The following is an 18,961-nucleotide window of genomic DNA, read 5'->3' as shown; positions in this document are numbered from 1 at the left end:
TTCCGCCGCTTACCCCCCGGGGCTCCCCCGGCGCGCCTCCAAACCCCCCTCCGCCCCCCCCAACAAAATCACCCGCCCCCCCCCCCGCGGCCCCGCGGCCGGGGAACGACGGGAGGGTCAGGCCTTCCAGACGTCCTTGTTCGACTCGTACATGTCCCGCAGGATCATCGGGACGTCGTAGGTGACCTTCCAGTCCGGGTAGTGCTCCTCGAACCGGGCGGTGCTGCTGATCCACCACTGGTGGTCGCCCATCCGGTTCTCCGGCACGTACTCGGTCTTCGCCTCGACACCGGCGATCTGCGAGGCGATCTGGAACGCCTCCAGGACGCTGCAGTTCGAGGTGCGCCCGCCGCCCATGTTGTAGATCTCGGCGACCCGCGGGGCCCTGTGGAACGCCTCGAACGCGGTGATCAGGTCGTGCGAGTGGATCGCGTCGCGGACCTGCTTGCCCTTGTACCCGAAGATCCGGTAGAGCCGCTGCTCCATCACGCAGCGCATCACGTACGCCAGGAAGCCGTGCAACTCGGCGGCCGAGTGCCCGGGCCCGGTCAGCGTGCCGCCCCGGAACACCGCGGTGGGCATGTCGAAGTAACGGCCGTACTCCTGCACCATGACGTCGGCCGCGACCTTCGACGCCCCAAAGATCGAGTGCATGCTGCTGTCGATCGTCATGGTCTCGTCGATGCCGCCGAACCACTTGTGGTCCTCGGGCAGCTCCCACCGGGTCTCGTGCTCGACCAGCGGCAGCGAGTTGGGCGTGTCCCCGTAGACCTTGTTGGTCGAGGTGAAGATGAACGGCGCGTCGATCGCGTGCTTACGGGCAGCCTCGAGCATGTTGATCGTGCCGACCGCGTTGACGTCGAAGTCGGTGAACGGCTCGCGCGCGGCCCAGTCGTGGCTCGGCTGCGCGGCGGCGTGGATGACCAGGCCGATGTTGCTGCCCAGGCCGGCGAAGAGGCGGTCCAGGCCGTCCCGGTCGCGGATGTCGATCGAGTGGTGGGTGTAGCGGTCGCCGATCTCCTTGGTCAGCCGCTCCAGGTTCCACTTCGTCGAGCCGTCGGCGCCGAAGAAGTAGCCCCGCATGTCGTTGTCGACGCCGACCACGTCCATGCCGAGCCCGGCGAAGTGCCGGACCGCCTCGGAACCGATCAGGCCGGCCGAGCCGGTGATTACGACGACGCTGCTCATCAGGACCTCCGCGGGGTGTCGGTCGCCACGGGCCGAGAGTACAGAGGGTCACCACGCTGCCCGTGGCCCGGTCCGGGGTGTCGCGATCGTGATGCTTGACCGGGGCGCGAAACGGGCACGTCACAGATTCGCCACATCCGATCGGAAGGCTCCGGCGGATAAGGACCCTTTGCCGGATCTAGCTCAGAGGCGGTCGCGATGACGGAGTCTCTCCAAGTCCCCCACCCACACGTCCCCGGCCAGTCTTCGCTCACCCTCGGCGTCGAGGAGGAGCTGCACGTGGTCGACCTCGCCACGCGCGAGCTCGTACCCCGGGCCCCGGAGATCCTGGACCGGCTGGACAGCGCGCACTTCTCCGCCGAGCTGCACCGCTCGGTGGTGGAGACCAACACACCGGTGAGCGCGACGCTGGATGATCTGCGAGACGGCGTCGCGCAGCGGCGACGGACCGCGATCGGCGTCGCCGAGTCGCTCGGCCTGGGCCTGGTCGCCGCCGGCACGGTGCCGCTGGTCGACCTGGACTCGATGCCGATCACGCCGACCTCGCGCTACCACCGGATGCTGCACGAATATCAGATGCTCGTCCGTGAGCAGCTGATCTGCGGCACGCAGGTGCACGTCGGCGTGCCCGACCGGGACGAGGCGGTGGCGGTCGCCCAGCGGGTCGCGCCGGCGCTGCCGGTGCTGCTGGCGCTCTCCACGAGCTCGCCCTACTGGATGGGTGAGGACTCCGGCTACGCCAGCGTCCGCTCGCTGGTCTGGATGCGCTGGCCGACCGCCGGGGACAGCGGGCCGCTCGCCTCCGCCGCGGAGCACGAGGCGCTGGTCAGCGACCTGATCGCCTCCGGGACGATCAGCGACCCGAAGATGGTCTACTTCGACGTCCGCCCGTCGGCGCACGTGCCCACCGTGGAGCTGCGGGTCACCGACGCGAGCCCGGACACCGAGACGGTCGTCCTGATCGCCGGGATCTTCCGCGGCCTGGTCCTGCGCGCGCTGCAGGACCACCGCGAGGAGCGGCCGATGTTCGCCACCGCGCCGCCGCTGCACCGGGCCGCGATGTGGCGGGCGGCTCGGTCGGGGATGGAGGGTGACCTGCTCGACCTGCCCCGCTCCCCGGTTCCGGTGCCCGCCGCCCTCGCCGTCGAGCGGCTGATCGCCGACATCCGCCCCCAGCTGGAGGAGCTGGGCGACTGGGACCAGGTCTACGACCTCGCCGTGCGCGCGATCAGCCAGGGCAGCTCGGCGGCTCGCCAGCGCCGGGCGCTGGCCCGCCGCGGACGGCTCTCCGACGTGGTGGACATGCTGGTGGCCGACACCCGCGGCGGCGTCACCGGCGCCGGTCCGGCCGGCACGCCGGCGCCGGCTCGCATCGAGGCGTACGTGGCGGACGGCGACGAAGCCTTCCCCGGCGGGCGGGTGTCACCGGCCTACGCCGGGATCCTGCCGGTGCTGACCTCGCTCGGAGCAACCGGGCTGCGGCATCGCGAGGACGTCCGCGACGACGAGCAGCGCGCCCGCGGCATCACGTTCAGCGTGGCCGGCGAGGCGGCGACCCGGCTCTTCCCGTTCGACCTGGTGCCCCGGATCGTGCCCGCCGACGACTGGCGCGGGCTGCGCGAGGGCCTGGTGCAGCGGGTCCGCGCGTTGGACGAGTTCCTCAACGACGTCTACGGCGAGCGGCAGATCGTGGCCGACGGGGTCGTCCCGGAATGGGTGATCAACGGGTCGCCGGAGCTGCGGGCCAGCGGCGCGCTGGTCCACCGCCGCGCGGTGCGCACCCAGGTGGCCGGCGTGGACCTGGTCCGCGACGGCGACGGCAACTGGTGCGTGCTGGAGGACAACCTGCGGGTGCCGTCCGGGATCGCCTACGCGATGCAGAACCGGCGGCTCACCTGGAGCGTGCTGCCCGAACTCCCCCGCCCGGCCGCCCTGCTCTCGGTGGAGGAGACGCCCCGGCTGCTCAAGCAGGCCCTGCTGGAGGCAGCCGGCCCGGCGGCCGGGGACGACCCGGCGCTGGTGGTGCTCAGCCAGGGCCCGGACGACTCGGCCTGGTTCGAGCACCGGATGCTCGCCGAGGCGATGGGCGTGCCGGTGGTGCGCAGCACCGAGCTCTACGTGGACGACGGCCGGGTGTGGCGGCTGCGCGACGGCCACCGGCACCCGGTCGACGTGATCTACCTGCGGATGGGCGAGGACAGCCTGGTCCACTCGCCCGGCGCGGACGGCATGCCGCTGGGCCCCAGCCTGGTCGCCGCGCTGCACGCGGACACCGTCGTGCTGGCCAACGCGCTCGGCAACGGCATCGGCGACGACAAGGCGGTGTACGCCTACGTGCCCCGCATGATCGAGTACTACCTCGGTGAGAAGCCGCTGCTAGCCGACGTGCCCACCTATCTGTGCGGCATCCCGGAGCAGCGGACCGAGGTGCTCTCCCGGCTGGACGAGCTGGTCTGCAAGCCGGTGGACGGCTACGGCGGCGACCGGATCGTGATCGGCCCGCACGCCTCCGCGCAGGATCTCGAGGCGCTGCGGCGGCAGATCCAGACCGCGCCGCACCGCTGGGTGGCGCAGGAGCTGGTCGAGCTCTCCACCCATCCGGTCTTCGACGGCCACCACCTGGCCCCGCGCCACGTCGACCTGCGGGCCTTCGTGTTCACCGGCGCCCAGTCGTCGGTGGTCGCCCCGGCGGCGCTGACCCGGGTGGCACCGGCCGGAAGCATGATCGTCAATTCGTCGCGCGGCGGCGGATCCAAGGACACCTGGTTGCTCGGCTAAGGAGGCCAATTTCATGTGCGGAATCGCCGGAGAACTCTGCTACGGCGACCGGCCCGCGGACACCGGCGCCGTCCGGCGGATGCTGCCCTGCCTGGAGTCGCGAGGGCCGGACGGCGAGGGGCTGTGGGAGCACGGCCGGATCGTCCTCGGTCACCGGCGCCTGAAGATCATCGACCTGTCCGAGAAGGGCGGTCAGCCGATGACCGACCACGAGCTCGGGCTGACCGTCGTCTTCAACGGCTGCATCTACAACTACCAGGCGCTGCGCGAGGAGTTGACCGCCGCCGGGTACCGCTTCTTCTCCACCTCGGACACCGAGGTGATCCTGAAGGCGTACCACCGGTGGGGCGCCGACTGCGTCACCCACTTCCTGGGGATGTTCGCCTTCGCGGTCGCCGAGCACGACAGCGGGACGGTCACGCTGGCTCGGGACCGGCTCGGGATCAAGCCGCTCTACCTGGCCGAGTCGCCGGGGCGGCTGCGCTTCGCGTCGACCCTGCCGGCGCTGCTCGCGGCCGGCGGCGTGGACACCACCATCGACAAGGTGGCGCTGCACCACTACATGACCTTCCACTCGGTGGTCCCGGCGCCACGCACCATCCTCTCCGGGATCCGCAAGCTGCCGCCGGCCACGGTTCGGATCATCCGGGCGGACGGTACGTCGACCGAGCGCGTCTACTGGGAGGCGTCGTTCACCCGTACCGTCGACCAGCGGGACTGGGCCGACGCCGTACGCGAGAAGCTGCGCGTCGCGGTGGAGCGCCGGATGGTCGCCGACGTGCCGGTCGGGGTGCTGCTCTCCGGCGGCCTCGACTCGAGCTTCATCGTGGCGCTGCTCGCCGAGCAGGGGCAGGCCGGGCTGACCACGTTCAGCATCGGGTTCGAGTCGGCCGGCGGGGAGAGCGGCGACGAGTTCGCCTACTCGGACCTGATCGCCCGCAAGTTCGGCACCCAGCACCACCAGATCCGGATCGGGAGGGACCGGTTCCTGCCCGCGGTGGAGCGGACCGTGGCGGCGATGAGCGAGCCGATGGTCAGCCACGACTGCATCGCGTTCAACCTGCTCAGTGAAGATGTTGCAAAGCATGTCAAGGTCGTGCAATCTGGGCAGGGAGCGGACGAGATCTTCGCCGGATACAGCTGGTACCCACCCCTCGCCGGAGTGCCCCGGGAGCACGCCGTCGACGCGTACGCGAAGGAGTTCTTCGACCGGCCACACGCGGAGCTGGCCCGGCAGCTGAACCCCGCCTGGCTGGTGGACAGCGACGTCAGTCGCGAATTCGTCGCCGCGAGCTTCGGGCGGCCCGGCGCCACCACCGCCGTCGATGCGGCCCTGCGCCTCGACTCCCAGGTGATGCTCGTCGACGACCCGGTCAAGCGAGTGGACAACATGACGATGGCGTGGGGCCTGGAGGCGCGCGTACCGTTCCTGGATCACGAACTGGTCGAACTCGCGGCGGCCTGCCCGCCCGAGCTGAAACTCGCACAGGACGGCAAGGGAGTGCTCAAGGACGCGGCCCGCGGCCTCGTGCCGGACGAGGTCATCGACCGCCCCAAGGGCTACTTCCCGGTGCCCGGCATCCGGCACCTGGAAGGAGCCATGCTGGACAAGGTCCGCGACGCGCTGCACGCCCCGGCGGCCCGGGACCGGGCACTGTTCCGGCCGGAGTACGTGGAGGCGCTGCTCGCCGACCCGAACACCCCGCGCACCACGCTCGGGGCGAACCAACTGTGGCAGCTCGCGCTGCTGGAAATGTGGCTGCAGGACAAAGGGATCTAGGGGGACGCATGGATGGTCAGCTCCATCGGCTCGACGTCACCACACTGCCGGCCGGCTGGCACACGATCGAGTCGGAGGTGGCCGGCAACTGGTCACCGACGCTCTCGCCGGACGGGCGGCACCTGGCGTACGTCTCCGACCGCGGCGGCGTGCCCGCGGTCTGGGTACAGCCGGTCGGCAGCGAGCTGACCTTCCGCGTCGACACCGGACCGGAACCGGTGGCCGCCGTGCAGTGGTCCTCCGGGGGCGGCTGGCTCGCCTGCCACATCGCCCCCGGCGGATCACCCCGGCACGAGGTGTGGCTGGTCCGGCCGGACGGCACCGGCCTGCACCGGGTCGCCGGCTTCGGCACCGACACCGCCGACACCATGCGCTGGCTGCCCGGCCGGCCGCTGCTGGCGCTCACCGAGAACCTGACCCGGGCCGTGCTCGTCGACGCGGTCAGCGGGGAACGGCGGGTGGTTGCGGAAGGCGCGCTGCTCACGCTCCTCGACGTGGACCCGGCCGGGCGCTTCGCGCTTCTTCGGTACGGGCCACGCGGCGCCCGTCACATCGTGCTGCGCGACCTGTCCACCGGTGTGGAGAAGCCGGTCACCAGCGGCGAACAGGCGATCTTCAGCCCCGGCGGGGGGTGTGTGTACGCGCTCAGCCAGGACGGCGAGTTCCCGGTCCTGCTGCGGATCGCCGGCGACGCGGTGGAGGCGCTGACCAGCCCGGCCGGCGCGCGGGGCGGGGAGGTCGAGACGTTCGCGGTGACCGCTGACGGCCGTACGGCTGCGATCCTGTGGAACGTGCGCGGCGGCGAGTCGGAGGTCGCGCTGCTCGACCTCGACCACGACGGTGATCGCGTGCCGAGCGTGCTCGCGCCGCTGCCCGGCCCGGTGGTCAGCGGGCTCGCGTGGAGCTTCGACGGGTCGGCGCTGGCGTTCACCGCCGAAGGCCCCGGGCAGCCGCACGGCGTCTGGGTCTGCGAGCGTGACGGCAGTGACGTGCGGAAGGTGGCCGCCCTGCCGACCGCGCCGGACGCGGTCCGGCCCACCCTGGAGACGTTCGCGGCGCACGACGGGCTGACGCTCACCGGCTGGCTGTTCCGGCCGGCCGGCACGGGCCCGCATCCGACCGTGCTGTGGCTGCACGGTGGGCCGGAGGCGCAGGAGCGGCCCGGCCACGGACCGCTCTTCCAGTCGCTGGTGAACCGGGGCATCGCGGTCTTCGCGCCGAACGTGCGAGGCTCGTCGGGGTTCGGGCGGTCGTTCGTCGACGCGGACAACGGGGCGCTGCGGTATGCGGCGATCGAGGACGTGCGCTCGTGCGTCACCCATCTGCGGTCCGCCGGGATCGCCGGGCGGGTCGGGATCATGGGACGGTCCTACGGTGGATATCTGACGCTGGCCGCGCTGACGACTTTCCCCGATTTGTTCGACGTCGGCATTGACGTCTGCGGCATGTCCAACTTTTCCACGTTTTATCAGCATACCGAGCCGTGGATCGCGGCCGCCGCCGTCAGCAAGTACGGTGATCCGGTCCGCGATGCCGAGCTGCTGCATGATCTCTCCCCGATGACCCGGATCGATCGGTTGCGCACGCCGCTGATGGTCGTCCACGGCGAGAACGACAGCAATGTGCCGGTGATCGAGGCAGAACAGGTCGTCGCCGCCCTGGCCGAGCGCGGCGTCCCGCACCGATACCTGCTCTTCCCCAACGAGGGGCATGAGCTGCTGCACCGCTCGTCCCGCGCCCAGTACCTGCAGGCCACCATCGAATGGCTGGAGACCTACCTGCTGCCCTGAGCGCCGCTCCACCCGCCCCTCCGCCGGCCGGCTAGCCCGCCCGCTCCGCCCCCTTCTCCCCGCCTACTCCTCTGCTCGCCCGCCCTTCGCCGACCGCTCGCTAGCCCCGCCCGCTTCCCCGCCGCTTGCCGTCATCCGCCGGTCCTTCCTGCGAGATCTTGGCGAGTTCGGGCGGGTATGTGGGCGTAGCTTGCCTAGATCTCGCGCGGGTTATCCACAGGGCGAGCCGGGTGGCGGCGGGAGCGGTCAGAGTGGGGCGGTGCCGACGGACGACAAGGATGAGCTGGCTCGGGTGAGAGCCGAGCAGTCCGGGGTGCTCACCACGGCACAGGCCGTCGACCTCGTCGGGCGTTCCGCTCTTCGGCGGCACCTCAACCAGGAGCGGTGGCGATCGGTTTGCCGGGGCATCGTCCTGACGGGGAACGGGCAGCTCACTCGCTCGCAGCAGCTATGGGTGGCGACGCTCGCGGCCGGGCCAGGGGCACGGCTGGCGGGCCGGGCCGCCGCGACCGAGGCCGGCGTCAAGGGCCTCGCCGCTGAACCGCTCGATGTGCTGATCCCCGCCGAACGCCACCGATCCGGACGGCTGGCCCGGCTGCCGGCAGACATGGCGAGAGTGCGGGTGCACCGGACGAGCGTGTTGCCGGCGGAGCATCTCCAGCTCGGCCGCCCGCCCCGAACCACATCCGCGCGGGCGGTGGTCGACGCGGCGTCCTGGGCAGGCGGACCACGCGAGTCGCAGATGATCATCTTGAGTGCCTGCCAGCAGCGGCGGGTCACACCGGAGCGGTTGCGTGCGGTGCTGGGGCGGCTTCCCGTTCTCCGGCGGCGGCGCCTGATCGCGGCGACGATCGCCGACGTGGAAGGTGGCGTCGGGGCACACTCGGAAGCCGACTTCCTCACGCTCTGCCGGAGGCACAGTCTGCCTCGCCCCGACATGCAGGAACAGCGCCCCGACACCACCGGGCGGATGCGCTATCTCGACGCGTATTGGCGTGCCGCCCGCCTTCATGTGGAGATCGACGGGTCACATCACATGGACGTCCGGCAGTGGAGCGCCGACATGCTCCGGCAGAACCGGATCTGGATCAGCGGTGACCGCATCCTGCGGTTCCCGGCATGGCTCGTCCGATCCGAACCAGCCGCAGTGGCCGCCCAGCTCCGCGAGGCGCTGGCAACCGCCCCAAACCCCTACCCCTGACCCGCCCGCCCTCGCCTCACCCGCCCCACCCCTCGCCTCACCCCGCCTCACCCCGCCGCGCCACGCCCCACCTCACCGCACCCCGCCACGCCTCGCCCCCAGCGCACCCCACCGCGCCTCGCCCCGCCTCGCCCCGCCTCGCCCCGCCGCGCCGCGCCGCGCCGCGCCGAGATCTTGGCTAGTACGGGCCTATATATGGGCGCAAGTTGCCTAGATCTCCAGGTTTGGGCACGTCGGCGGGGCGAGGGATGCCACAGCCGGAAGCCTGATCCGGGTTGCTGCATTCGCCGAGCTGCGAGCCGGTGGCAAGGCATGCGCGCCCGCAGAAGGGCAGCCCTCTCACCCCGGTAACCAGGGTGACCTGCGAGGCGGGCCGCGGACGGCGCGGGATGAGCGGCGTGAAGCGCACTGTGGGCGGGACGAGCAGCGCGAAGCCGCACTGTGGGCGGGACCAGCAACGCGAAACCGCACCGTGAGCGGGCCCAGCAACGCGAAACCGCGCTGGGAGTGGGACCAGCAGCGCGAAGCCGAGCTACGAACGGGATGAGCGGGCATGAGGGCACGCAGTGAGGGGGACGAGCGGCGTGAGGCGCGCCGGGGGCGGGATGAGCAGCTTGAGGGCGCGCTGGGGGCGGACAGCGAGCAACGACGCGCGCTGGATTGGGATGGTTGGGGGGCAGTGAGCAGGCGCACGTTGCAGGGGATCTAGCTGCGAGAAAGGCTGGGAGGGCACGCGCACTCGATCGGAAGGCGGCCCATGCCCCTGCGTCCCGGAGCCCGGGCCTGGGCGGTGTGGTCCGCCGGCCTCGCTGCGTATGTGATTGCTGTCCTGCACCGCACCTCGCTGGGGGTGGCGGGCCTCGACGCGCAGCAGCGGTTCGACGTGGGGGCGAGCGCGCTCGCCAGCTTCGCCGTGTTGCAGCTGGTGGTCTATGCGGGGCTGCAGATTCCGGTGGGTCTGCTGCTTGACCGGTTCGGATCACTGCGGCTGATTCTTTCCGGTGCGCTCGTCATGGCGGCGGGGCAGACGCTGATGGCGTTCACCGATGGCATGAGCGGGGCGGTTCTCGCCCGGGTGCTGGTCGGCGCGGGGGACGCGATGACCTTCATCAGCGTGCTGCGCTTGGTGCCGCACTGGTTCCCGGTGCGGCGGGTGCCGGTGGTGACCCAGTTGACCGGCATCGTGGGGCAGCTCGGGCAGGTGCTCTCGGCCGTACCGTTGGCGGCTCTGCTGGCCGGGCCCGGCTGGACCACCGCGTTTCTCGGCGCCGCGGGCGCCGGGGTGTTCGTGGCGCTGGTGGCGTTCGCCGCGCTGCGGGACACGCCGGAGCGCCGGATCAACACCGGCAGCGCGATCAGCCGGCGGCAGCTCGGGGCCGACCTGAGCAGCGCGTGGCGGCATCCGGGGACCCGGCTGGGGTTGTGGACGCACTTCACCACGCAGTTCACCGGCACGGTCTTCGCGCTGATGTGGGGCATCCCCTTCCTGATCGCCGGGGAAGGGCTGAGCCGCAGCGCCGCCAGTGCCCTGCTGATCCTGTTCGTGGTGACCGGCATGGCGTCCGGGCCGGTGCTGGGCCTGCTCACCCAGCGTTATCCGTTGCGCCGGTCGCTGCTGGTGCTGGGCATCGTCGCCGCCAACATGGCCGCCTGGGCGGTGGTCATCGCCTGGCCGGGGCGGGCGCCGCTGCCGCTGCTCGTGGTGCTGGTGATCGCGCTCGGGCTGGGCGGGCCCGGTTCGATGATCGGGTTCGACTACGCCCGGACGTTCAACCCGCCGAGCCGGCTGGGCACCGCGACCGGGGTGGTGAACGTCGGCGGGTTCGTGGCGTCGCTGCTCACCATCGAGCTGATCGGGCTGATCCTGGACGCCCGGACCGGCGGTGGTAACGACTATCACATCGACGATTTCCGGGTCGCGATGTCGGTGCAGTTCGTCGTCGCGGCCTTCGGTGTGCTGGGGATTCTGCGGACCCGCAAGCTCGCCCGGCGAAAGCTGGAGGTGGAGGAGGGTGTGGTCATCCGCCCGCTACGGGTGGCTCTGGCGGAGCGGCGTGGTTTAGCCCTGGAACGTGCGGTAAAGGCGAAAAGCTGGCGCGATTGAGAGGGGGCACATGACTGACCACGCGCAACCCCGGTTCTGGTCCGGCATCGACATCCCGAAAACCCTCGCCGGCACGCTGGCCGCGGTGTCCGCCGCCGTCGCGGGGTCGTTCCTCGGGATCGCCGGAACGCTGATCGGCGCCGCCGTGGTGAGCCTGATCAGTTCGATCGGCACCGAGATCTACCACCGGTCCCTCGACCGCGGCGCGAAGAAACTGCAGTCGGCGTTCGTCACCGCCCCGGCCGCGGTGGGCACCCCCGAGGTGGCGGCGGCACACGAGCCGCCGTCCGAGGAGAACAAGCCCCGGCAGATCCGCTGGCGGCGGGTCGGCCTGGTGGCGGCCGCGCTGTTCGTGCTGGGCCTGGGCACGCTGACCACGGTCGAGCTGCTGGCCGGCCGGTCCGCGGCGGACGCGCTGACCGGGCGGGACGGCACCAGCCCGCCGAGCCTGGTCAACGACCACCGCACCTCCGACGAGAAGGTCGCCCCGGCGCCGCTGTCCGACCGCGACGAGCAGCGCGGCACTGAGCCGCAGCAGCAGCCGGCCCAGCCGCAGCCGACCTCGTCGGGGACCGCCCAGCCGGAGAGCACCGAGCCGCAGACCACCGAGCCGGCGCCGACCGCCCCGGCCGAGGAGCCGCAGACCACCGAGCCGGAAACCACCACGCAGCCGGAGCAGAATGAGACGGGCGCCGGGGCACCGCCGGCGGAGGAGCCCGCCCAGGAGCAGCCCGAGCAGCCGGAAGGGGCTTGATCATGGACGCGAAGGACATCCTGGCGGAGGCCCACGGCCGCCTGCCGGAGCTGGTCGGTCAGGCCGTCGACGGCCTGACCCCCGACCAGTTGCGCTGGGCGCCGAAACCGGGCGCGAACACGATCGGCTGGCTCGTCTGGCACCTCACCCGGGTGCAGGACAGCCACCTGGCCGAACTCCTCGACGCCGAGCAGATCTACGTGACCGGCGACTGGGCGCCCCGCTTCGGGCTCAAGGCGGACCCGTCCGACACGGGTTACGGCCACGGCGCGGCACAGGTCGCGGCGGTGGCGCCGGACAGCGCCGAGGCCCTGACCGGCTACTACCGGGCCGTGCACGAGCGTACGGTCGAGTTCCTGCGCGGCCTGACGGCCGCCGACCTGGACCGCGTGGTGGACCGGGCCTGGGACCCGCCGGTCACCCTCGGCGTCCGCCTGGTCAGCGTCATCGACGACGACGCCCAGCACGCGGGCCAGGCCGCCTACATCCGCGGCCTGCTCTAGGCCGCGGGCGGCTCGCTCAGCGGGAGGCGGACGGCGAACGTCGTGTCGCCCGGCTGGGACTCCACCGCGAGGTCGCCGCCGTGGCCGTTGACCACGATGCGGTAGGAGATGTCGAGTCCCAGCCCGGTCCCCTCGCCGACCGGTTTCGTGGTGAAGAACGGCTCGAAGACGCGTTTGCGCACCTCCGGCGGCATGCCCGGCCCGGTGTCGGTGACCGAGACGACCAGCCGGTCGTCCTCGCGGAAGGTCCGGATCGTCAGCGTGCCCTCGCCGGCCATCGCGTGGACCGCGTTGTCGATCAGGTTCGTCCACACCTGGTTCAGCTCGGCCGGGTGGGCCGGGACCTGCGGCAGCGTCCGGTCGTAGTCCTTCACCACCCGGATGTCGCCGATCTTGTGGGCGAGCATGACCAGCGTGCTGTCCAGGCCGGTGTGCACGTCGATCCACTGGTGCGCGGCCCGGTCCAGGTGGCTGTACTGCTTCGCGGCGAGCACCAGCGACGACACCCGGCCGGTGGCGTCCTCGATGTCGCTCATCAGCTGCTCGGTCTCCAGCGCGTACCCGATCCAGTGGATCGCCTGGTCGAGCAGCTCCGGTGAGGCCAGCCGGGCCTGGATCTGGGAGAGGCACTCGACGTCGATGTTGCCCTGGGCGAAGACCGGCGCGACGTCCCAGGCGGCGGTGATCTCGTGCTGCTCCATCCAGTCGCCGAGCTCGTCCTCCAGGTCGGCGGTCTGCATGGCGGTCAGCGCGGGCGCCTTGGCGGCCCGCTCGATGACCTCCTCCTGCAACTCCAGCAGGGCGGTCAGCCGGTCCGGGGCGACCTTGCCGGCGGCGAGCTTGCCGAGTTTCATCCGCATCGCGGCGACCCGCTGCCGCAGCGCGCCGGTGGCCCGGGAGGCGGCGGCGGCCGGGTTGTTCAGCTCGTGCATGAGCCCGGCGGAGAGCGCGCCGAGGGCGGCCAGCCGCTGCCGCTCGCCGATCGCCGCCTGCTGGCTGCGCATCCCGAGGGTGAGGCCTTCCAGCAGGTGGATGGCCATCGGGAACCAGTCACGCATCAGCCGGCCGAAGTCGTCGGCGGAGAGCATGAAGAACTCGCTGTCGGAGAGCGCCCGCATCGAGGCCATGTAGCGCCGGGGAACGCCGTCGTCGCGCAGGTAGGCCTGGGTGGCGCCCATGTAGACCCCGCGCTGCTCGGTGCGGGTGGTGGTCACCTCGTCCTCGCCGACCCGGCGGGTCAGCGCGATGGTGCCGCTGAGCAGCACGAAGAACGCCTCGGCCGGGTCGCCCTCGCGCAGCACCAGGCCGCCGGCGGGCACCCGCATGGTGCACCCGTGCTCGGCGATCCAGGCCAGCTGCTCGTCGGTGAGCTTCTCGAACAGGAACAGGGTGCGCAGTTCTTCCGGGGTGAGCGCACCGGGCTCACACGGTTCGAGCCGGATCTCCTCGGTGTCGGACATGACTTACTGAGCCTCCAGATAGCGGTGGACCAGCGTGACGGCCATCGCGCCCTCGCCGACCGCCGAGGCCACCCGTTTCACCGAGTTGGCCCGGACGTCGCCGGCGGCGAAGATGCCGGGAACACTGCACTCCAGATAGAACGGATCCCGGTCCCGATCCCATCCCCGCGGGCGCTCCCCGTTGGCGAGCAGGTCCGGCCCGGTACGCACGAAGCCCCTCCCGTCACGTTCCACCGCGTCGCCCAGCCAGTCGGTCCGCGGCTCCGCGCCGATGAAGACGAACAGGTAACCGCACTCCACGGTGGCCTTCGTACCGTCCTTGCTGTCACAGATCGTGATCGCCTGGAGGTGGCCGTCGCCCTGGGCGCTGATCACCTCGCAGCGGGTCCGCACGGAGATGTTCGGAACCCGGGCCAGCTGCTGGATCAGGTAGTACGACATGGACGCCTCGAGCGAGTCGCCCCGGACGAGCAGGGTGACGCTGCGCGCGTACCCCGAGAAGAAGAGCGCGGCCTGGCCGGCGGAGTTCGCGCCGCCGACGATGTAGACGTCGCTGCCGGCGCAGGCCGGCCCCTCGGTGGAGGCCGAACCGTAGTAGACGCCGGAGCCGGTCAGATCGGCGACGCCCTCGGCGAGCAGCGGCCGGTAGGAGACGCCGGTGGCCAGGACGATCGAGTGGGCCGAGACCTCGCCGCCGTCGGCGAAGGAGAGGGTCCGCGCGGAACCGTCCGCCCGCAGCCCGACCACCTCGCGGGTGGTGAGCGTCTCGGCGGCGAACTTGCCGGCCTGCCGCCGGGCCCGGTCGGTGAGCTGGGCGCCCGAGATGCCGTCCGGGAAGCCCAGGTAGTTCTCGATCCGGGAGCTCTGGCCGGCCTGGCCGCCGACCGCCTGCCGCTCGACCAGCAGCGTCTTGAGCCCTTCGGAAGCGCCGTAGACGGCCGCGCCGAGCCCGGCCGGCCCGCCGCCGACGATGATCAGGTCGTAGAAGTCGCGGTCCGGGTTGGTGCTGAGCCCGGCCACCTCGGCGACCTCCTGCACGGTCGGCTGCGACAGCGCGCGGCCGTCCGCGGTGACCACCAGCGGGACCGCCTCCGGCCCGGCGCCGGCGGCTTCCAGCAGGCGGCGGCCCTCCTCCTCGTCGGCGCCGAAGTATTTGTACGGCACCAGGTTGCGGGCCAGGAAGTCGCGGATCTGGAACGACGGCTCGCTCCACCGGTGACCGACCACCCGGACGTCGGGCAGCTCCTTGTCGCCGGTCGCCTGCCACGCGTCGAGCAGCGCGTCCAGCACCGGGTAGAGCTTCTCCTCCGGCGGGTCCCACGGCTTGAGCAGGTAGTGGTCGACGTCGACCACGTTGATCGCCTGGATCGCGGCGTCGGTGTCCGCGTACGCCGTGAGCAGCGCCCGCCGGGCGTGCGGGAACAGGTCCATCGCCTGCTCCAGGAACTCGATGCCGTTCATCTGCGGCATCCGGTAGTCGGCGAGGATCACCGCGACCCGGCCGCCGCGCAGCTTCAGCTCGCGCAGCGCTTCCAGAGCCTCGGCGGCCGAGGAGGCACGAATGACGCGGTACCGGTCGCCGTAGTGGCGGCGCAGGTCACGCGCGATGGCGCGGGAGACGGACGGGTCGTCGTCGACCGTGAGGATCGCGGCTTGGCCCATGGGTCGTAGTCCTCAGCTCTCGTATTCGGGGTGGCGTTCGAGGTATCCCGCGACGAAGGGGCAGGTGGCGACGACCGGAACGGACCTCGACCGGGCGTCGGTGAGCGCGGCGGCGGCCAGCCGGCCGGCCAGCCCGCGACCGGAGAAGGCTTGGTCGACCTCGGTGTGCAGCAGCTCGATCCGGTCGTCGTGCCGGCGGTAGTGCAGCATCCCGGCGACCTCGCCGCCGAGCAGCACCTCGTAACGCTGGTGCTCGAAGCTGTCCACCACCACGGCGTCGGCGGCGCTGCCGGTGCCGACCTGGGCGCTGCCCTCGACCCGCAGCTTGCGGCGGGCCCGCTCGTAGAACGAGGTGCGCCCGAAGCGGATCACCTGGGCGGCGCCGGGCAGCGGCTGGATCTTCAGGCAGGCGCCCGGCTCGGCATAGCCCTCGATGATCCCGTCCACCTCGATCGCGAGGCGGCCGCTGGTGGGCAGCACCTCCAGCGCCAGGTGCTCGGAGGTGTCCAGCACCAGGGAGCGGTTGAACGACGAGTGCGCGGCGGCGGCGCTGACGATCAGGCCCTGCACGTTGGGCGAGACGATCGGGCCGCCGGCGGAGAAGCTGTACGCCGTCGAGCCGGTCGGCGTGGAGACCAGCACGGCGTCGGCGGCGTAGTTGACGAAGTTGCTGCCCTCGACCCGGATCCCGACCGCGGCCAGGCCGTGCCCCGGCACCCGGACCAGGGCGATGTCGTTGAACGCGGTGACCTCACGACCGTCCGGCAGCTCGGTGCGCACGGCCGTCCGCGACTCCACGGTGTAGCGGTGCTCGTCGATCGCGGAGAGCGCCTCGCCCAGGTCGGGCAGGTCCACCTCGGCGAGGAAGCCGAGCCGGCCGACGTTCACCCCGAGGACCGGGGTCTTGCGGCCCTCGACCAGCCGCATGGTCCGCAGCATCGTGCCGTCGCCGCCGAGGCTGACCAGCAGACCGGCCCGCTCGACCATCTCCTCGGCCGGCACCGGGACCGCGTGGCACGCGATCCGGGTGATCTCGTCGGGCAGGCCGAGCACGGTGGCGCCCCGCTCGGTGGCCCACCCGACGATGGCGTCCACCGCCGAACCGCAGTCCCGCCGCGGGTGCAGCACCAGACCGACGACCTTCACCATGCCCATGGCTTGCAGCCTTGCACGCCGGAGGGGGATCAGCGAACACCTCATGTTCAATGTCGGGTGTGCGTAGCCCCACTCAACGAGACCTTGAACTCGCCGACATCGCCGACGTTGTCTCCACCGGACTGGGGGCCGACGTGGTCGACGGCTCCGAACTGACCGGCGGCGGCTTCGCCACCGTCTGGCGCGCCACACTGAGCGACGGCCGCGAGACGGTGGTCAAGGTGGGCCCACCGGCGCGAGCGGAGCTTCTCGCGTACGAGAAAGATCTGCTCCGCGCGGAGGTGGAGTACTTCCGTCTGGTGCGGGAGCACGCCGCAGGCGTGCCCGTGCCGGAGGTGCTGGCGGCCGGACCGCACTGGGTGATCACCAGCCTGCTGCCGGGGCGCGCGCTCACCGAGGGTGACGCGCCGGCAGCGCGGCGCCAGCTCGGCGCCGCGATCGCTCAGGTCCACACCATCACGGGTACGACGTACGGCTACACCGGTGACCGTCCGTCCGGGGCGGACTGGCCCACCGCCTTCGCCGCGATGATCGACTCGCTGCGGGCGGACGCGGCGCGCTGGCAGGTGCCGCTGCCGCCGCTGGACGGGGTGGTGGACCGGCACCGGGCCGCGCTCGCCGCGGTGACCACGCCGGCCCTGCTGCACTTCGACCTCTGGGACGGCAACGTGCTGGTCGCGCCGGACGGCTCGCTGAGCGGGCTGGTCGACGGCGAGCGGCACCTCTACGGCGACCCGCTGCTGGACCTGGTCTCGCCGGCCCTGTTCCGGCGCATCGAGGACGAGCCCGCGCACCCGTTCCTCGCCGGTTACGCGCCGTCCGCGCCGCTCGACCGGACCCGGCTCTCGCTCTACCGGGTGCACCTCTACCTGCTGATGCTCGCCGAGGGACCGAGCCGCGGCATCCCGGTGACCGACGGCCGCCACGACTTCGTCACCGGACTGCTCACCGCGGAACTCGCGGCTCTCGATGAACTCGGCCGGAGCCGCTAGGCTCCCCCGCCATGATCTCCGGTGATGCCGACGCCGAACTGCGGCGCCTGGCCGACGATCCGTCCTTCGCGCACCGCGACGCGGCCCGGCACGCGATCCGGTTCCGGGCCGACGGCGACGTGGCCGACCTGGTCGCCATCGAGGACGACCCGCACCCGTGCGGGATGACCGACGTGGTGTTCGCGCTGGCCGGCGCGAAACGGACCTGGCTCAACTGGGTGCCGATGCCGGCCGAGGCGATCTGCAACGTCGCCGACGAGGTGGGCAGCCGCCGGGCCCAGGGCGAGGACCTGGGGCTGGTCCGGCTCGCCCTGTCCTCGGCGGAACCCGCCAGCGCGATCACGGCCAGCCTGCGGGTGATGGGTGAGGTCGAACTCGGCATCGGGGAGTTCCCGGCCCCCGACATCCGGCTGCCGCTGCGGCGCGGCCGGCACACGGTGTGGCGGTACGACGGCACCGACCCGGTGCCCGCCGTACCCGCGCCGTCCGCCGACGCGGTGCGGGTGCTGCACGAGGTCGGCGGGGAACCGTGGGCGTCGCCGATCTCCGGCCACGTTCAGGCCGCGCCGCTCGGGGCGCTGCCGCTGCCGGATCTGCTCGGCCTGCTGGCGCACCTGCCCGGCCCGCCGGGCACCCCACGCTGGGAATACCTGGCGCAGTCCACCCCGACCTACTGGTACCGGCTGCTGCAGCCGTGGGTGTGCCTCGGCCTGCTGCGCCATCGCGAGGACGAGCCGTGGGCCGCCTCCACCCGCCGGGAGGTGCTGCTGGATCTGGCCCTCGGCATCGAGGACTGGACCGCCGACGCGGCGCTGTTCGCGCTGGTCACCGCCGCGTACCGGGAGCCGGAACTGCGCAGCGAGGTGCACGCGGTGGTCCGGGCCCGCCTGGACGCGGCGGCCGCGGCCCCGCGGCAGGTCACCATCGAGGAATCCCTCGCCCACCTGATGCTGATCACTCCCGGCCGCACGGCGGACGACCGCGCCCTGGCGACGGCCATCCTGGCCCGCGCGGCCCGCGAGGACGACGACACGGCTCCGGCCCCACCGGCGCCGGAGCCGAATCGCCGCTGGTGGCAGCGCCGCGGCTGAGGCTCAGCGACGCCGGCGCGCCAACGCGTCCGGATCGATGCGAAACGGGAACGGAGAGCCTGAGGTCAGGACTTCCCCGCTCGCCGCGGAGCCCTTCTCCACATAATCTTGGTGACCCGGTCGGCTCCCTCGTTCCCAGGAGAAACGATCTCGCATACCAGGACCACCTCGGCCGCATCGGCGACCGTGCACTCCCGATCGATGTCGAACACCACCAGATCAGGAATGACTATCCGGCCTGCCTGCAAGCGGACGTTCACCGCCTCATAGGCGCTCAACCCGACGCGTCAGCAGCCGGCTCAATCGCTTGCATCAAGCGATAGGAGATGCGCTGATGGAACATGCTCGGCGCCGGGCTCGCCCACAACATCCCATCGACGAGTTCGACGCGGTCGGTCGTCTCACCGAGAGCCAGATAGTCGGTCTCGTTCCACGGCCCGACATGTCCGGTCACCGGTCACCGCCACGCTCATCGGCAGGCTCGCCTCCGCACATCGGTCCGT

Annotated in this window: 14 protein-coding genes; 9 read left to right on the top strand and 5 right to left on the bottom strand. The window is 71.9% G+C overall.

The genetic code is table 11. From position 1 onward, the window contains the following. Positions 1 to 117 precede the first annotated feature (117 nt). Entirely contained in the window at positions 118 to 1,188 is a 1,071-nt protein-coding gene (locus AB0F81_RS12035) for an NAD-dependent epimerase/dehydratase family protein (protein ID WP_360195012.1), read from the bottom strand. 198 nt (positions 1,189 to 1,386) lie between these two features. Between AB0F81_RS12035 and AB0F81_RS12030 the strand changes: the two genes are divergently transcribed. The 7 genes from AB0F81_RS12030 to AB0F81_RS12000 all read left to right on the top strand — a co-directional run bounded on the left by AB0F81_RS12030 (position 1,387) and on the right by AB0F81_RS12000 (position 12,098). Continuing rightward, positions 1,387 to 3,966 carry a carboxylate--amine ligase/circularly permuted type 2 ATP-grasp protein gene (locus AB0F81_RS12030; RefSeq protein WP_360195009.1) on the top strand — a complete coding sequence of 860 codons (2,580 nt, stop codon included), beginning with the start codon at positions 1,387 to 1,389 and terminating at the stop codon, positions 3,964 to 3,966. Positions 3,967 to 3,979: 13 nt separating this feature from the next. Beyond that, positions 3,980 to 5,746, top strand: coding sequence for an N-acetylglutaminylglutamine amidotransferase (locus AB0F81_RS12025; protein ID WP_360195006.1), 1,767 nt, complete (start codon positions 3,980 to 3,982; stop codon positions 5,744 to 5,746). Between the two features lie 8 nt (positions 5,747 to 5,754). Then, on the top strand, positions 5,755 to 7,536 hold the full coding sequence (locus tag AB0F81_RS12020) for a S9 family peptidase (RefSeq protein WP_360195003.1): 1,782 nt from the start codon (positions 5,755 to 5,757) through the stop codon (positions 7,534 to 7,536). Positions 7,537 to 7,849: 313 nt separating this feature from the next. Next, positions 7,850 to 8,737, top strand: a complete 888-nt coding sequence (locus AB0F81_RS12015; RefSeq protein ID WP_360195000.1) for a hypothetical protein — start codon at positions 7,850 to 7,852, stop codon at positions 8,735 to 8,737. A gap of 757 nt (positions 8,738 to 9,494) precedes the next feature. Beyond that, positions 9,495 to 10,841 (top strand): MFS transporter, encoded by a 1,347-nt coding sequence (locus tag AB0F81_RS12010; protein WP_360194997.1) that lies wholly within the window; start codon positions 9,495 to 9,497, stop codon positions 10,839 to 10,841. A gap of 10 nt (positions 10,842 to 10,851) precedes the next feature. Continuing rightward, entirely contained in the window at positions 10,852 to 11,595 is a 744-nt protein-coding gene (locus AB0F81_RS12005; RefSeq protein ID WP_360194994.1) for a hypothetical protein, read from the top strand. 2 nt (positions 11,596 to 11,597) lie between these two features. Next, positions 11,598 to 12,098, top strand: a complete 501-nt coding sequence (locus AB0F81_RS12000) for a DinB family protein (RefSeq protein WP_360194991.1) — start codon at positions 11,598 to 11,600, stop codon at positions 12,096 to 12,098. Here the strand turns inward: AB0F81_RS12000 and AB0F81_RS11995 are convergent. From AB0F81_RS11995 to AB0F81_RS11985, 3 genes are read right to left on the bottom strand one after another with little or no spacing between them, the layout of a single operon-like run. Continuing rightward, positions 12,095 to 13,558 (bottom strand): ATP-binding protein, encoded by a 1,464-nt coding sequence (locus AB0F81_RS11995; protein ID WP_360194988.1) that lies wholly within the window; start codon positions 13,556 to 13,558, stop codon positions 12,095 to 12,097. The two genes, AB0F81_RS12000 and AB0F81_RS11995, sit on opposite strands and share 4 nt — an antisense overlap. A 3-nt stretch (positions 13,559 to 13,561) precedes the next feature. Continuing rightward, complete coding sequence (locus AB0F81_RS11990) at positions 13,562 to 15,220, bottom strand: FAD-dependent oxidoreductase (protein ID WP_360194985.1); 1,659 nt, start codon at positions 15,218 to 15,220, stop codon at positions 13,562 to 13,564. 12 nt (positions 15,221 to 15,232) lie between these two features. Beyond that, the gene (locus tag AB0F81_RS11985) at positions 15,233 to 16,375 is read right to left on the bottom strand and encodes an NAD(+)/NADH kinase (protein ID WP_360194982.1); all 1,143 of its coding nucleotides are present in this window, start codon (positions 16,373 to 16,375) and stop codon (positions 15,233 to 15,235) included. Positions 16,376 to 16,425: 50 nt separating this feature from the next. Here AB0F81_RS11985 and AB0F81_RS11980 point away from each other — a divergent pair, with 50 nt between their 5' ends. Together AB0F81_RS11980 and AB0F81_RS11975 are read left to right on the top strand one after the other, a co-directional pair. Then, positions 16,426 to 17,367 (top strand): phosphotransferase, encoded by a 942-nt coding sequence (locus tag AB0F81_RS11980; protein WP_360194979.1) that lies wholly within the window; start codon positions 16,426 to 16,428, stop codon positions 17,365 to 17,367. 11 nt (positions 17,368 to 17,378) lie between these two features. After that, complete coding sequence (locus AB0F81_RS11975) at positions 17,379 to 18,458, top strand: hypothetical protein (RefSeq protein WP_360194976.1); 1,080 nt, start codon at positions 17,379 to 17,381, stop codon at positions 18,456 to 18,458. A gap of 274 nt (positions 18,459 to 18,732) precedes the next feature. Here the strand turns inward: AB0F81_RS11975 and AB0F81_RS11970 are convergent, their stop codons facing one another. Next, on the bottom strand, positions 18,733 to 18,912 hold the full coding sequence (locus AB0F81_RS11970; protein ID WP_360194973.1) for a hypothetical protein: 180 nt from the start codon (positions 18,910 to 18,912) through the stop codon (positions 18,733 to 18,735). Positions 18,913 to 18,961 lie beyond the last annotated feature (49 nt).

The sequence above is a fragment of the Actinoplanes sp. NPDC024001 genome (genome assembly GCF_040638955.1).
GTDB lineage: Bacteria > Actinomycetota > Actinomycetes > Mycobacteriales > Micromonosporaceae > Actinoplanes.
This window is presented reverse-complemented; position numbering and strand designations above follow the sequence as displayed.

Bases quoted from the DNA above. Each gene is read 5' to 3' on its own strand.
- AB0F81_RS12035 (WP_360195012.1), bottom strand. From the start codon at position 1,188: ATGAGCAGCGTCGTCGTAATCACCGGCTCGGCCGGCCTGATCGGTTCC.
- AB0F81_RS12030 (WP_360195009.1), top strand. From the start codon at position 1,387: ATGACGGAGTCTCTCCAAGTCCCCCACCCACACGTCCCCGGCCAGTCT.
- AB0F81_RS12025 (WP_360195006.1), top strand. From the start codon at position 3,980: ATGTGCGGAATCGCCGGAGAACTCTGCTACGGCGACCGGCCCGCGGAC.
- AB0F81_RS12020 (WP_360195003.1), top strand. From the start codon at position 5,755: ATGGATGGTCAGCTCCATCGGCTCGACGTCACCACACTGCCGGCCGGC.
- AB0F81_RS12010 (WP_360194997.1), top strand. From the start codon at position 9,495: ATGCCCCTGCGTCCCGGAGCCCGGGCCTGGGCGGTGTGGTCCGCCGGC.
- AB0F81_RS12005 (WP_360194994.1), top strand. From the start codon at position 10,852: ATGACTGACCACGCGCAACCCCGGTTCTGGTCCGGCATCGACATCCCG.
- AB0F81_RS12000 (WP_360194991.1), top strand. From the start codon at position 11,598: ATGGACGCGAAGGACATCCTGGCGGAGGCCCACGGCCGCCTGCCGGAG.
- AB0F81_RS11995 (WP_360194988.1), bottom strand. From the start codon at position 13,558: ATGTCCGACACCGAGGAGATCCGGCTCGAACCGTGTGAGCCCGGTGCG.
- AB0F81_RS11990 (WP_360194985.1), bottom strand. From the start codon at position 15,220: ATGGGCCAAGCCGCGATCCTCACGGTCGACGACGACCCGTCCGTCTCC.
- AB0F81_RS11985 (WP_360194982.1), bottom strand. From the start codon at position 16,375: ATGGGCATGGTGAAGGTCGTCGGTCTGGTGCTGCACCCGCGGCGGGAC.
- AB0F81_RS11980 (WP_360194979.1), top strand. From the start codon at position 16,426: ATGTCGGGTGTGCGTAGCCCCACTCAACGAGACCTTGAACTCGCCGAC.
- AB0F81_RS11975 (WP_360194976.1), top strand. From the start codon at position 17,379: ATGATCTCCGGTGATGCCGACGCCGAACTGCGGCGCCTGGCCGACGAT.